This window comes from Actinoalloteichus hoggarensis, assembly GCF_002234535.1.
Lineage (GTDB): Bacteria > Actinomycetota > Actinomycetes > Mycobacteriales > Pseudonocardiaceae > Actinoalloteichus_A > Actinoalloteichus_A hoggarensis.
This window is the reverse complement of record NZ_CP022521.1, coordinates 5723638-5737754: the sequence shown is the minus strand read 5'-3', so window position 1 is coordinate 5737754 and position 14117 is coordinate 5723638. Positions and strand designations below refer to the sequence as shown.

The window sequence follows — 14117 nt, the reverse complement described above, 5'->3', positions numbered from 1 at the left end:
CCCGGGGCCGTGGCGAGCGGGCCGCGCCGGTCCCGCGCGAGACCGTTATCCGGCCGCCGCCCCGTTCGCGGTGTCGGCGGCGGCCAGCAGCGCGGCGACGCGGTGCCGGGGCAGGTCGATCAATCGCAGATCCAGTTCGTCACGACGGGGCGCCGCGGCGAGGACGAGGTCGCGGGCCTGGTTCTTCGTCAGCGCCTGCCCGCGCGCCGTCTCGCGGCGGATCAGCGCCTCCCGCCACACATTGGCGATCCGGCCGTGTGCCTTGCGCAGCAGCGCTCCCGCGATCACGTCGGTCCGCGGCGACGCGGCCCGATCCACGGGTTGTCCGGCGCCGGGCGCATCCGGCGTCTGCTCGGTGGTGACCGCCGAGGCCACCACCACGGCATGCCTGCCGTCCGGGGTGCTCCGGTGGAACCGCAGGCGGAACTTCGCGCCGACGAGTTCGCTCAGCGCCCGCTGGGCCGATGCGTCGACGAGGTCGGGATGGTTGTTGCGCACCAGCACCCCCAGGCTCCGGGTGTTGGCCGCGGCCAACACCCGGAACAGCCACGGCCCCGGATCGGCGATCGCGTCGATCAGCGCCGCGTCCACGCTGATCGGGCTCGTCCACTCGGCGTCGTGAACCGGCGGCGGCGTCGGCACGTCGACCAGCCCGCGCAGCGCCTCCAGGGCCGCGGCGCTCGGCCCGCCGCTCGACTCGCTGGACTGCGGGCCGTGGGTGTAGATGCGGGTGTCGCCGCGTCGGGTGCCGCCCGTGCTCAACGGCCTGCACACGTACAGGTCGGCGGCGCTCCCGATCGCCTGGGCGCCCTCGTACCGGTCGAAGTCCGGCAGGATCGCCTCGAACAGCATGCCCAGTCGGTGCAGCCGTTGCTGCACCTTCAACCCGAGCGCGGGCGTGCGATCGCTGTACCCGTAGGCGATGAGCACGCGGCCCGCACCGTCGCGGAGACACTCGGCGCCGCGGGCGGCGAACAACCCCACGCCCTCCGGGGTGTACGGCGGGTCGGTGAACACCAGATCCGCCGTGTCGAGCACCGACGGAGGCAGCCCGAAGCGCAGATCGGCGTGCAGACAGCGGATCCGCAGGCCCTGCCGTTCGGCGATCCCGTCGATGTGGGCCAGCACCCGGTCGTCGACGTCGACCACCGTGATCGCCGCATCCGGGCGCAGCCTGCCCAGCGCGAGGGACGTCAGGTCGTGATCGCCGAGGAACAGCACCGAGGCGTCGGTCAGGTCATAGTGTGACGCCAGCCATGCGGCGCGCCGCAGGACGCTCTCCGGGGTCGCCTGGACGTGGTCCAGTGCCGCCAGGGGCGGGGGCACCGAGGCGATGTCGGCCCGGACGTCGGCCAGCAGCGACTCCGGCAGCCGGGCGGCCGAGGGCACCTGATCGACGGGCTCGGGCAGCGCGGTGTCCGCGAACTCGGCGCGGTAGTCGGCGGCACGCTCGGGCCGGACGCGAATCAGCTCGCGGCCGTCGACCCGCCGTCGTCCCAGGTCGGAGCCCACCGCGGCCAGCAGCTCCTCCACCGTGCGCCGCGGCGTCGCCTGCGCCCGGATCAGTTCCTCCTCGGACCGCCAGTCGGCGAGCAGCATGGCCAGCACCCGCCGGAGCCGGAGCCCGTGCACGCCGGCGGCGCGGATCAGACCGGCCACCGCCGCTCGCGGGTCCTGGTCGGTGCGGTCGACGTCGTCCTCGGCACTCCGGTGTTCCATGCCCCGATCGTTCCACCATGCGGACACTCGTCGAGACCGGCGCCCGGTCTCGACGAGATTGGTCGCAGATGTCCCCGGCCGCGTCTAGGGTCGTGCGGAGCTCAGCGGCCGGGCAGCGGCCGCGTGATCATGAGGGGGCTCGGTGATCGAGTTCCGATCAGCGACCAAGCGCTTCGCCGACGGGACGGTGGCCGTCAAAGAACTCGACCTGACCGTGGAGGCGGGCACCATCACCGTCTTCGTCGGACCGTCCGGCTGTGGCAAGACCACGTCGCTGCGGATGGTCAATCGCATGGTCGAGCCGACCTCCGGCACCGTGCTGGTCGACGGCGCCGACGTCATGGCCTCGAACCCGGCCCGCCTGCGCAGGAGCATCGGCTACGTCATCCAGCACGCCGGCCTGTTCCCGCACCGTTCGGTGCTCGACAACGTGGCCACCGTGCCGCTGCTGTCCGGCTGGACTCGGCGCCGGGCGCGGTCTCGGGCCGCAGAGCTGCTGGAGCTGGTCGGCCTGGCACCCGAACTGGGCTCGCGGTATCCGGCGCAGCTCTCCGGCGGCCAGCAGCAGCGGGTCGGCGTCGCCAGGGCACTCGCCGCCGATCCGCCCGTGCTGTTGATGGACGAGCCGTTCTCGGCGGTCGACCCGGTGGTGCGGGAAGGACTTCAGGACGAGCTGCTGCGGTTGCAGAACGACCTCGACAAGACGGTCGTCTTCGTGACGCACGACATCGACGAGGCGGTGCGGATCGGCGAACGGGTGGCGGTGTTCGCCGACGGCGGTCGACTGGCGCAGTACGTGCCGCCCGCCGAGCTGCTGGCCGCGCCCGCCGACGACTTCGTGGCGGACTTCGTCGGGCGGGACCGGGGGTATCGCGGTCTGTCCTTCCTCGACGCGGGGGCACTCTCGGTCGGCGACGTGCCGACGGCGGACGTCGGCGCGACACTGACGGGCGTGGCGGCCGGCCCGGGCGAGTGGGTGTTGGCCCTGGACGCGGAGCGAAGACCGCGCGGGTGGCTGGCGCCGGACTCCGCCCTGCGCTCCGCCGCCGTGTCGCGGCCGCTGGCCGAGTCGGATCTGCTCGCGGGCGGCTCGCTCTACACCAGGGGGACGGCGCTGCGCGGGGCCTTGGACGCCGCGTTGTCGGCACCGTCCGGGCTGGGCGTCGTCATCGACGAGACGGGTCGACATCTGGGCGTGGTCACCGCCGGGCAGGTCCTCGATCTGGTGGAGCGTCGGCGGGCGACCCGGCACGATCCCGAGCCCGGGGCCGAACGCTGATGTGGGACGACCTGGCCCGCTACCTCAGCAGTGCCAACAATCGCGAGTTCATCGGCTCGCAGCTCGTGGAGCACGTCTACCTGTCGTTGACGCCGCTGCTGTTCGGCATCGCCGTGGCGATTCCGGTCGGCTGGGTCGCGCACCGTTTCCGGCGGGTCCGGGTGGTGCTGCTGACCAGCGCGAGCATCCTGTACACGGTGCCGTCACTGGCCTTGTTCGTGGTGATCCCCGGCATCATCGGCACTCTCGTGCTCGACAGCGTCAACGTGGTGGTCGCCCTGACCCTCTACACCAGCGCGCTGCTGCTGCGTCCCGTGATCGACGCGCTCGACGCGGTCCCCGATCACGTGACCGCCGCGGCCACCGCCATGGGCTACCGACCCGCCCGTCGTCTCCTCGCCGTCGACCTGCCGCTGGCCGTCCCGGTGCTGGCCGCCGGTCTGCGTGTCGGCGCCGTGAGCAACATCAGTCTGGTCAGCGTCGGCGCGTTGATCGGCACCGGCGGCCTCGGGGTGCTGTTCACCGAGGGCTTCCGAACGCGCTACCTGGCACCGATCGTGGTGGGCATCGTCCTGACCCTGCTGTTGGCGCTGGTGGTGGACCTGTCGCTGGTCGCGCTCCGCCGATGGCTGACACCGTGGGAGCGAGTGGCGCCGGAGGCACGGTCATGATCCAAGGTCTCGTCGACTGGCTCGGCGATCCGGAGAACTGGCGCGGCGTGAACGGCGTGCCGAACCGTCTCGTGGAACACCTGGGCTACTGCTCGATCGCGATCCTGCTGGCGGCGCTGATCGCGATGCCGCTGGGGCTCTACATCGGCCACACCGGGCGCGGCGGGGTGATGCTGGTCGGCGCGGGCAACGCCATGCGGGCGCTGCCGACGCTGGGCCTGGTGACCTTCCTGTACCTGGTGCTCGGCGGCACCCAGACCGCGACCGTGGTCGGCCTGGTCGTGCTCGCCGTGCCGCCGATCCTGGCGGGAACCTACGCCGGGGTGCAGGACGTCGACCGTCGGGTGGTCGACGCGGCGCGCGGCGTCGGCATGACCGGCTGGCAACGGCTGTGGCAGGTGGAGTTCCCGAACGCGCTTCCCCTGCTGATCGGGGGCCTGCGCAACGCGGTGCTCCAGGTCGTGGCCACCGCGACGGTGGCCGCCTACGTCGGCCTCGGTGGCCTCGGCAGGCTGCTGTTGGACGGGATCAGGGAGCCGAACTACTCGAAGGTACTGGCCAGCGCGCTGCTCGTCGCGTTGTTGGCCCTGACCCTGGACCTGGTGCTGGCCGGGCTGCAATGGCTGATCGTGCCGCGCGGACTGCGACCGGCCGCCGGCGCCGCGCGGGCGGCCCGCCGGACCCGCCGGTCCTCCCGGCGCGAGGGCCGGACCGAGGACGGGTCGGCCGGGGGACCGATGGAGACGTCACGGCCGTGACGGCGCGGTCGATCGCGGATCGCGACGCCGGGTACCGGTCCGCGCGGCCTGTCGCCGGAGTCCGGCCCGCACCGCACGGGACACGGCGATGCACGACGACGACAGAGACGAGAGAGTCGGCAACGATGCGACATCGAGGGAGATCACGACCGATGAGACGTGAACTGGCCGCACTGGCCGTCGGGGCAGTGCTGGTGACGGGCGCCTGTGGCGGCGGCGACCCGTTGAGCGACGAGAGCGGGCCCGCCGAGGACGGTCGGATCGTCGTCGGCTCGGCCGACTTCGCCGAGAACCAGTTGTTGATGGAGATGTACGCCGAGGTGCTGCGTGAGGGCGGTGCCGAGGTGACCACTCGACCCGGCGTCGGCAACCGCGAGTTCATCGTCGACGGCCTCCAGGACGGCTCGCTGACGATCGTCCCCGAGTACTCGGGGAATCTGCTGCACCACTTCGCCCAGGTGGAGCCCGGCACGTCGCCGGAGGAGATCGTCGACCTTCTCGACGAGTCGCTGCCCGAGGAGCTGGGCATCCTCGCCCCCGCCGAGGCGGAGAACAGCGACGTGCTGGTGGTGACCGAGGAGACGGCGGACCGGCTCGACCTCACCTCGCTGGCCGATCTGGGACCGCGGTGCGGTGACCTGGTCCTCGGCGCGGCCGGGGAATGGGCCGAGCGGTGGGCCGAGCCGATCGCCGAGTTGTACGACTGCTCCTTCGCCGAGATCAGGACCACCGACGCCGGCGGCCCGATCACCGTCGACGAGCTGGCGGCGGGCAACGTGGACGTGGCGAACCTGTTCACCACGATGTCGGCCATCGAGGAGAACGACTTCGTCGAGCTGGCCGACCCGGAGCGGCTCTACCCGGCCCAGCAGGTGGTGCCGCTGGTCCGCGCGGGGGCATTGAGCGAGGAGCAGCAGGCCGCGCTCGACGAGTTGTCCGCGGCGCTGACCACGGAGGACCTCAAGGAGATGGTCCGGCGCATCGAGGTCGACCGGGAGAACTACGCCGACGTGGCGCAGGAGTTCGTCGCCGGGCTCTGACGCCCGTCGCCGTGACGTCTCCCGCGGGACACCGACGGCTCGCGAGCACCTCCCGCGCGGCACCCGCCGCGCGGGGGCGGGCCGGGGCCTCCGTCGTGGGGCCCCGGCCCCTTCACGCGCGACGGGTCGCTTCGGTGCGGTGCGGGCTCAGCCGGTCACCGGGTGATGGCCGCGGATCGGCGTCGGCCGGGGAGCGGGCTGCGGTGCCTCGGCTCCAGGCCCCTCGGCTCCGGGTCCCTCCGGCCCGGGACCCTCGGTCTCCGGCGTCTCCGGCTCCTCACCGGGCACCTCCGGCTCCGGCCGAGGGTCGGTCGGCTCGGGTGTCCCCGGCTCGTCGGCGCCTGCCGCGCAGGTGGCGGAGGCGATGTCGATGCTCTGAAGCCCGGCGACCTCGACGGAGAGGGCCGTGACCGTCAGCGAGCCGTCCGGACCGGTGACCTGCCGGTTCAGCATCACCGTGGCCAGACCGGGCACGTCGACTCCGGTGTTGGGGGCCGCCGAGGCGTCCAGCGCGATCCCGCCCAGCGACGCGCCGACCAGGCGGGTCGACCCCCGGCCCTGATCGCACGTCGCCTCGACGGCGGTCGCGGCGAGGTCGCCCAGCCCCAGTTCCGACAGCAGCGCCCCGGCCAGCCCGACCCGGAGGTCCGTGACGGTCGCCTCCGCACGGTGGGTGTCGACCTCGGTGTCGAGCACGCCCGCTCGGACCAGGCCGTTCGCCACGCTCAGGTCGGCGACGGAACGCTGCTGGAAGCCGTGCTCTCCAGTCAGGTACGGCGTGGGCTCGACGGCGAGCAGCCCCTGGGCTCGCAGTGCGAAGGCCGAACTCGGCTCGGTGCCGGTCGTCTCCTGGCCCGAGGCGGGCAGTGCCGAGCCGAGCTGGAGGCCGAGGACGAGGGCGAGGCCCAGGGATGCGCGTGCGGTCTTGACGAACACGATTGCCTTTCCTTATGCAGGTGAGTCGAACGGGGGACGATCGCCGCGGTTCGGGCGGTCATCGAATGTCGACGACGGTGCCCAGCGGCAGGGTGAGCAGCAGGTCCATCGCGGCGTCCGGAACGCGGACGCATCCGTCGCTGGTCTCGGTCCCGAACGGCGTCTCGTCCGGCCAGCCGTGAATGGCGACGGTGGCCGGGCCGTCCGAATAGGTCTCGAGAACCTCCGAATGCGTGCCCAATGGGAGGGTGTAGCGGCTGAATTCGCTGACGGTCTCCTCGATGGAGGCGAGCAGGAATGTCCGGCCCAACGGCGTGGGAGCCTCGGAACTGCCGACGCCGACCGTCCATCGGCCTATCTCGGTGCCGGACTCCAGGACGGCGAGGGAGAACTCGTCGACGTCCACGATGACGCGGAAGGCGTTGGTCGCCTCGGTCACCGCTCCATCGGCGGCGTTCAGCCAGCCGCTCGAATTGTTCGGCTTCGACGGCAGCAGGACGTGATACCAGTCGCCCCGCTGTTCGACGACCGGCAGCCACGTCGGCGAGCCGAGCTGGGTGACCGGCAGCCGTGCGATCGCCTCGCCGCCCTCGGTGTCGTAGACGGGCAGCTCCTCCTCGGGCCGGATCACCAGGTCGCCGCCTGCCGTGCCGTCGCCCGCGTCGCCGAGGGCGGCGTCCGTCGGCGCCGAGTCGACGACGCCGAAGGTGGTGGCCTCGGGAAGCGCGGCCAGGGCCGCCAGGTCGACCGGCCGCGTGGTGACGGGCGGGCGGGTGTCGGCGCCCTCGTCGATCGCGTCCTGGCCGCAGCCCGCGGCGAGAAGGGTCAGGGTTGCTGCTGCGCAGAGCGCGAGAACTCGATTCCGGATCGCGGTCTGTCCGCGTGCGGCGGGCGTCATCGTACTGGTCGATTCCTTTCTTCGGACTCGGCGAGTGCGGCGGGATCTCGTCGCACGTCACGCCGATCGGCGTCACCGCCGAACGAATGGACGCTCCGCCCTTCCCGCTTAGCGGGACCGCCGGGATTCTCGGCCGGGTGGAAAGCGGACGCGCCACTCGGTGATGTCGACTGCGTTATCCCGGTCCGCGTTCCGCTGGAGTACGGCGGCCGGTCGGGCCATCGCCAGGGAGCGAAACATCACGGAGTCGTCGGATCAACCAGGGGATCGGAGTGAGCGCACCGGGATGACCTGCGTGGACGATTCATCGTCGCAGGTGACGCAAAGTCGGCTATTTCACTCTTTGGGGCGGTATTTCTCAAGTCCCATCGGTGCGGGGTGGTGAAGAATGCCCCGGTTGACTTCGACTATCTGTTATCAAAATACCGGATGTAACTCGATTCAGGTGACATCTCTCACTTGTTCGAGGGGTTGACCGGCAGTGCATCGGTGGGATGTGAATCCGACTCACGAATTACGTGTCGCCGTCCCGACGACGGCTCGCCGAGGCGGACGTCCGGCTCCCTGCGGTCGGCACGCGGGGAACGCCCGATCGTCTGGTGCGCCCGGACACTCGGCGCGCCTGGACACACCGGTGGCGCCGCCGCCCGCTCGCCCGCGTGGGCGGCGTCGGCCGTCAGGCGTCCTCGGCGCGTACGGGCGGGATGCCGCCGATCCGCAGCGTCAGCTCCTCGGCGGCCCGACGGACCTCCTCGGCGAGATCCGGCCACGTCCGCCCGCAGTCGGACTCCTGCTCGCAGACGTGCCGGAACGTCACGCTGATCGACGCCACCGGCCTGCCGCCGTGGTCGAACACCGCCGAGGCGACCGAGGCCCAGGACTCGGTGACGTACCCGTCCTCGACCGCCCAGCCCCGCCTGCGTTCCGCGGCGAGCAGTCTCCGCAGACTCGGCAGATCCCTCGGTCCGCGGTCGGTGCGCCGGATGAAGCTCGCGGTGCTCGGGAACAACGCCCGTATCTGGGGCGCCGGCAGGTGGGCGAGCATCGCGCGACCCGAGGCGGTGAGCTCGGCGGGCAGCCGCACTCCGACGTCGGTCACCAGGGTCTGCGGCCGCGCGGGCTGCTCCTTGGACAGGTAGACGGCCTGGGCGCCGTGCAGCACGCCGAGCTGCGCGTTGTGCCCCGCATGGTCGGCCAGTCGCCGCAACAGCGGCCGGGCCAGTCGTTCCAGCGGATCGTGGCGCAGATAAGCCGAACCCAGTTCGAAGGCGGCCACACCGAGGCCGTACCGGCGTTCCTCCGGCAGATGGCTGACGAAACCGGTGCGGATCAGCTCCTCCAGCAGGTGATACGTCGTCGAGCGCGGCAGATCCAGTGCCCTGGCGATCACCGCCGCGGAGGTCGGCGTCGCCCGGCGCGCCAGCAGACCCAGCACGGCCAGTCCGCGACGCAGCGCGGGAACATCACTGCTCTCCCCCAACGCGAGTCTCCTTTCCTGCCCACCGTGCTTGCTCCGGCGTCGTGTGACCGTCCACATCCTCCGTCTGACGAGCGATGACGCGCCAGTCTGACATCCCAGACGGAGTCGCGGGCTGTCGACTTGGGTCGCGCCGCCGCACCCGCTGTGATGGACACATGACGCAACCGATCGCGGTGGGTGTCGAGCCGATCACCCGCGAGCAGGTCGTCGCCGTCGCCCGGAGGGGCACAGGCGTACGACTCACCGAGGTGGCCCGCATCGCGGTGGACACCGCCAGGGCACACGTCGAGGCGTTGGCGGAGGCACCGAGACCGACCTACGGCGTCTCCACCGGCTTCGGAGCCCTGGCGACCCGGCACATCCCGCCGGAGCGCCGGGCCGACCTGCAACGGTCGCTGGTGCGCTCGCATGCGGCGGGCGCGGGCGATCCGGTGGAGCCCGAGGTGGTGCGGGCGATGATGCTGCTGCGCCTGCGGACGTTGGCCGCCGGCCACAGCGGCGTCCGATCGGAGACGGTGGACGCGCTGGCGGCGCTGCTCAACGCGGGCCTGACCCCGGTGGTGCACGAGCACGGCTCGCTGGGCTGCTCCGGCGACCTCGCGCCACTGGCCGCGATCGCGTTGACGCTGATGGGGGAGGGCGAGGTCCACGACGCGGCGGGCAGGCGGGTGCCGACCGCCACGGCGTTCGCCGAACACGGTCTGCGGGCGATCACGCTGCGTGAGAAGGAGGGCCTGGCGCTGACCAACGGCACCGACGGCATGCTCGGGATGCTGGTGCTGGCCGCCGCCGACCTCGCCGCCGCTCTGGACGTCGTCGACGTCACCGCCGCGATGAGCATCGAGGCGCTGCTGGCGACCGATCGGGTCTTCGCCCCCGAGTTGCAGGCCCTGCGCCCGCATCCCGGCCAGGCGCGCTCGGCGGCGCGGCTGACCGCCCTGCTCGCCGAGTCCGAGATCGTGGCCAGCCATCGCGGGCCCGACTGCAACCGGGTGCAGGACGCCTATTCGCTGCGCTGCGCCCCGCAGGTCCACGGCGCCGCCCGCGACACCCTGTCCCACGCCGAGCTGGTGGCAGACCGCGAGCTGGCCTCGGTCGTGGACAACCCGGTGGTGCTGGCCGACGGCCGGGTGGAGTCCAACGGCAACTTCCACGGCGCCCCGGTGGGCTACGTGCTCGACTTCCTGGCCGTGCCCGTCGCCGACGTCGCCAGCATGGCCGAGCGACGCACCGACCGCCTGCTCGACGTGCACCGCTCCCACGGGCTGCCGCCGTTCCTGGCCGCCGATCCCGGCGTCGACTCCGGCTACATGATCGCTCAGTACACCCAGGCCGCCGTGGTCTCCGAGCTCAAGCGCCTGGCGTCACCCGCTTCGGTGGACTCCATCCCCAGCTCGGGGATGCAGGAGGACCATGTGTCCATGGGCTGGTCGGCTGCCCGCAAGCTGCGTAGCGGACTGGACGGACTGCACACCGTCCTGGCTGTCGAGCTGCTCGCCGCCGCCCGTGCCCTGGACCTGCGAGCGCCCCTGCGGCCCTCCCCGGCGACCGGCGCCGCGGTCGCCCTGCTGCGCCGCCACGTCCCCGGCATCGGCCCCGATCGCCACCTCGCCCCCGACATCGCCGTCGCGCGCGAACTCGTCACCTCCGGCGCGCTGCTGGACGCCGTCACGCCACATCTGGCCTGACGTCGTCGGCGCGCCGAACCGCAGCACACCTGATCAGCCGTCCCCGTCGAGAGGAGTCCCTTTCGTGACCACCGGACCTCGCATCGTCCGCGCAGCCCGAGGCACCACGCTGACCGCCAAGAGCTGGAGCACCGAGGCACCGCTGCGGATGCTGCACAACAACCTCGATCCCGAGGTGGCCGAGCGACCCGACGACCTCGTGGTCTACGGCGGCACCGGCAAGGCCGCCAGGAACTGGGCGAGCTTCGACGCCATCACTCGGGAGCTCACCACGCTGGCCGACGACGAGACGCTGCTCGTCCAGTCCGGCAAGCCGGTCGGCGTGCTGCGCACCCATGAGTGGGCTCCTCGGGTGCTGATCGCCAACTCGAACCTGGTGGGCGACTGGGCGAACTGGCCGGAGTTCCGCAGACTGGAGCACCTCGGCCTGACGATGTACGGGCAGATGACCGCCGGATCGTGGATCTACATCGGTACCCAGGGCATCCTCCAGGGGACCTACGAGACCTTCGCCGCCGTGGCGAACAAGCGGTTCGGCGGCAGCCTGGCGGGCACCCTCACTCTCACGGCCGGTCTGGGCGGGATGGGCGGCGCCCAGCCGCTGGCGGTGACGATGAACGACGGCGTCGCGCTCGTCGTGGAGGTCGACCAGGAGCGGGCTCGGCGTCGGGTGGAGACCCGGTACCTCGATGAGATCGCCGACGACCTCGACGACGCGGTGGCCAGGGTTCTCGCCGCCAAGCGGGAACGCCGCGCCCTGTCGGTCGGCCTCATCGGCAACGCCGCCGAGGTCTTCCCCGAGCTGCTGCGTCGCGGCGTGGCGATCGACGTCGTCACCGACCAGACCTCCGCGCACGATCCGCTGTCCTACCTGCCCAAGGGCGTCGAGCCCGCGGACTGGGCGGACTACGCCGAGCGCAAGCCGGAGGAGTTCACCGACCGGGCCCGGGCGTCGATGGTCGATCACGTCGCCGCGATGGTCGGCTTCCAGGACGCGGGAGCGGAGGTCTTCGACTACGGCAACTCCCTGCGCAGCGAGGCCAGGGTCGGCGGCTACGAGCGCGCCTTCGACTTCCCCGGCTTCGTGCCCGCTTACATCCGACCGTTGTTCGCGGAGGGTCGCGGGCCGTTCCGGTGGGCGGCGCTGTCCGGCGACCCGGCGGACATCCGCCGCACCGACGAGGCGATCCTCGAGCTGTTCCCGGACGACAAGCCGTTGGCCCGGTGGATCCGGATGGCGCAGGAGCGGGTCGAGTTCCAGGGGCTGCCGTCCCGGATCTGCTGGCTCGGCTACGGCGAACGTCACCTGGCGGGGCTGCGGTTCAACGAGCTGGTGGCCGCAGGCGAGATCAGCGCACCGCTGGTCCTGGGGCGCGACCATCTGGACTCCGGCTCCGTCGCCTCGCCGTACCGGGAGACCGAGGGCATGGCCGACGGCTCCGACGCCATCGCCGACTGGCCGCTGCTCAACGCCTTGATCAACACGGCGTCGGGCGCGACCTGGGTGTCGATCCACCAGGGCGGCGGCGTCGGAATGGGCCGCTCCATCCACGCCGGTCAGGTGACGGTCGCCGACGGCACCGAGCTGGCGGCCCGCAAGATCGAGCGCGTCCTGACCAACGATCCGGGGATGGGCGTGCTTCGGCACGTCGACGCCGGATACGAGCGTGCCGAACAGGTGGCGGCCGAGCGCGGACTGCGCATCCCGCTGTCCGACGTCGAGTGATCCGCCCCGGTGCCCGCCTTCGGTCGACGGCGGGCACCGGGCTTCGCCTGCCGTGACGGCGACTCCGGGTGATCATGAATTTCCCACCGTCGCGTCCGGCCATTCTTGATCATCACTCGCCTGTGGTCTATTACGTTGTGAAACTCCGCTCGGTCATTGTTGATCTTTATCGCCGCGCGCTTCGGTGACCTGCTTTCGTGATCCTCGGAATTCATTGACGCGGAATGCCCTGCGCAATTACCTTGGACGGTGATCCAGGCTGCGGGGGTGTGTGATGGGTGGCGCAGGCGAGGTGCGTGGAGAGCTTCTCGACATCGCGGATCGACTACCGGCGGAACGATTGACGCGGCAACGAGAGAAGGCGTCGGAAATCGCAGGAGAACTGGACGAGGCATGGCGCGGAAGCGAATATGCCGAGGCCGCTCCCGCCGTGGCCGGCCTGCGCGAGGTGACGAGCGACCTGACGGCCGCGGCCGGACTGCTGCGTCAGGGCTCGGAACTCCTCCGCGCCCATGCGGCGCGGTTGTGAGCGGACATGGCGGGATTCGACGCCGTCGCCGCTCGGCTTCGGCGCGTCCTGTCGGAGACCGACCTGGCCGTCGCGGAGCTGAGCGGGCTCGCCGATGAACTCGCCGGCCTGGCTCCGAGGGCGGCGGTGGTCCTGCGTGGCTCGGCCGTCGCGGACGTGGCCGCCGTACCCGCGCTGATCGAACGGGCCGTCGCCGAACTCGTCAGCGCGCGTGGTCGCTACCAGGACGTCAACCGGCGGATTCACGCCTACCTGGCGGTGCATCAGGTCGGCGGCCCTGCCGACGCGGGCGTCGGTGCCGTCCCGCCCGTGCGCCCGCCCGTCGTCGAGGAGTCGTCCGGTCCGCCCGGCGGGCTGGAGCCGCCCCGTCCACTCGACGGATCGAGGCCGCCCCGCCCGCCCGTCGTCTCGGCGCCGCGGCGGCCTGCCGACACCGTCACGGACGATCCGGCGACCTGGCCCGGCGTCGTCCGCGAACCGCCCGGCGACGGGTCGTTCACCCCCGAGGAGCGGGCCGTCGCCGAACGCCTCGCCCGCCTCGACCCTGTCGAGGTGGTCCGGCATCCGGAATCCGCCGAACGCACTCCCGACGCTCTGGTGGACGGCAGGCGCGTCGAGTTCAAGACCCTGCTCGACGCCGATCCGGACCACCGGCGAGTGAAGAACACCCTGGATCGAACCGTGCGCAGGGGAGGTCAGGCCGACGAGGTCGTCATCGACGCACGGCGTACGAGCTTGAGCAGCGCGGACGCCGAACGAGGCGTCCACCGGTTCCTTCGTGCCCCGGGGAACTCCCGGAAACTCGCCAGGATCTCCATCTGGGGTGCGATCTTCGACTTCGAATGGGAGAGGACCGATTAGATGTCCGATCACTATGAGGTCTTCTTCGACGCGGCGGGTGCCGGCCGTTCCCTCGAGGAGGTCGCTCGGCTGGTGTCGACGGCCGTCGACATCCCACTCCAGCGGGACGACGACCCGGACCGCGAATACTGGGCTGAACGCGACGGCGTCTTCTTCGATCTCTACTCCGATCACGGGATGGAGGACGACGCGGGAATTCCCTTCGAACGTATGCCGTATTCACTCACACTGCGCAGCGGGACGTCGGGACTCGACCGGCAACGGGTGATCGCCGAGCAGGTCTTCGACCGATTGTGCGCCGAGGGGATGCGTCCGATCTATCTGGTCTGGGGAATCGAGCGAATCATCCGGCACGCGGACTGACCGGCGCGATGGCGGCCCGCCGCACCGGCCGTCATCGCCGCGGGCCTCGTACCCGGCGTGAGCCGGCGCCGTGCTCGGACGGACGGTCGCGACACTCGGGGGTGCGTCGGATCCACGCGTCGTCGTGGTCGGCGAGAAGCAGGCCGCCCGCCGGTGAGCGCGGCGGCTG

Annotated in this window: 13 protein-coding genes; 9 read left to right on the top strand and 4 right to left on the bottom strand. The window is 71.7% G+C overall.

Annotated elements, in window-relative coordinates; translation table 11 throughout:
• Positions 1 to 45: 45 nt before the first annotated feature.
• Positions 46 to 1719, bottom strand: a complete 1674-nt coding sequence (locus tag AHOG_RS24420) for a bis-aminopropyl spermidine synthase family protein (RefSeq protein WP_093943416.1) — start codon at positions 1717 to 1719, stop codon at positions 46 to 48.
• Positions 1720 to 1861: 142 nt separating this feature from the next.
• On the opposite strand from AHOG_RS24420, the gene AHOG_RS24415 reads away from it, so the two are divergent.
• The 4 genes from AHOG_RS24415 to AHOG_RS24400 all read left to right on the top strand — a co-directional run bounded on the left by AHOG_RS24415 (position 1862) and on the right by AHOG_RS24400 (position 5467).
• Positions 1862 to 2998 (top strand): ABC transporter ATP-binding protein, encoded by a 1137-nt coding sequence (locus AHOG_RS24415; protein WP_093943415.1) that lies wholly within the window; start codon positions 1862 to 1864, stop codon positions 2996 to 2998.
• A complete protein-coding gene (locus AHOG_RS24410) occupies positions 2998 to 3669 on the top strand; it encodes an ABC transporter permease (protein ID WP_093943414.1) in 672 nt (223 codons plus the stop codon). The genes AHOG_RS24415 and AHOG_RS24410 overlap by 1 nt, the downstream gene beginning before the upstream one ends.
• Positions 3666 to 4427: an ABC transporter permease gene (locus tag AHOG_RS24405; RefSeq protein ID WP_093944768.1), complete on the top strand. Its 762-nt coding sequence runs from the start codon at positions 3666 to 3668 to the stop codon at positions 4425 to 4427. The genes AHOG_RS24410 and AHOG_RS24405 overlap by 4 nt, the downstream gene beginning before the upstream one ends.
• Before the next feature lie 152 nt (positions 4428 to 4579).
• Positions 4580 to 5467 carry an ABC transporter substrate-binding protein gene (locus AHOG_RS24400; protein ID WP_093943413.1) on the top strand — a complete coding sequence of 296 codons (888 nt, stop codon included), beginning with the start codon at positions 4580 to 4582 and terminating at the stop codon, positions 5465 to 5467.
• Positions 5468 to 5614: 147 nt separating this feature from the next.
• Here AHOG_RS24400 and AHOG_RS24395 read toward each other — a convergent pair whose 3' ends face one another.
• The 3 genes from AHOG_RS24395 to AHOG_RS24385 form a co-directional block, all read right to left on the bottom strand.
• Positions 5615 to 6403, bottom strand: a complete 789-nt coding sequence (locus tag AHOG_RS24395) for a choice-of-anchor P family protein (protein WP_093943412.1) — start codon at positions 6401 to 6403, stop codon at positions 5615 to 5617.
• A 58-nt stretch (positions 6404 to 6461) separates the two neighbouring features.
• Positions 6462 to 7301: a L,D-transpeptidase gene (locus AHOG_RS24390; protein ID WP_093943411.1), complete on the bottom strand. Its 840-nt coding sequence runs from the start codon at positions 7299 to 7301 to the stop codon at positions 6462 to 6464.
• Positions 7302 to 7977: 676 nt separating this feature from the next.
• A complete protein-coding gene (locus AHOG_RS24385; RefSeq protein ID WP_093943410.1) occupies positions 7978 to 8781 on the bottom strand; it encodes an IclR family transcriptional regulator in 804 nt (267 codons plus the stop codon).
• 155 nt (positions 8782 to 8936) lie between these two features.
• Here AHOG_RS24385 and hutH point away from each other — a divergent pair, with 155 nt between their 5' ends.
• The 5 genes from hutH (at position 8937) to AHOG_RS24360 (ending at position 13948) form a co-directional block, all read left to right on the top strand.
• Complete coding sequence (hutH, locus tag AHOG_RS24380; RefSeq protein ID WP_093943409.1) at positions 8937 to 10469, top strand: histidine ammonia-lyase; 1533 nt, start codon at positions 8937 to 8939, stop codon at positions 10467 to 10469.
• A gap of 64 nt (positions 10470 to 10533) precedes the next feature.
• Positions 10534 to 12195 (top strand): urocanate hydratase, encoded by a 1662-nt coding sequence (hutU, locus tag AHOG_RS24375; RefSeq protein WP_093943408.1) that lies wholly within the window; start codon positions 10534 to 10536, stop codon positions 12193 to 12195.
• Between the two features lie 274 nt (positions 12196 to 12469).
• The gene (locus tag AHOG_RS24370) at positions 12470 to 12724 is read left to right on the top strand and encodes a hypothetical protein (protein ID WP_093943407.1); all 255 of its coding nucleotides are present in this window, start codon (positions 12470 to 12472) and stop codon (positions 12722 to 12724) included.
• Between the two features lie 6 nt (positions 12725 to 12730).
• Positions 12731 to 13585, top strand: coding sequence for a CdiA C-terminal domain-containing protein (locus tag AHOG_RS24365; protein ID WP_093943406.1), 855 nt, complete (start codon positions 12731 to 12733; stop codon positions 13583 to 13585).
• A complete protein-coding gene (locus AHOG_RS24360) occupies positions 13586 to 13948 on the top strand; it encodes a hypothetical protein (RefSeq protein WP_093943405.1) in 363 nt (120 codons plus the stop codon).
• Positions 13949 to 14117: the final 169 nt, after the last annotated feature.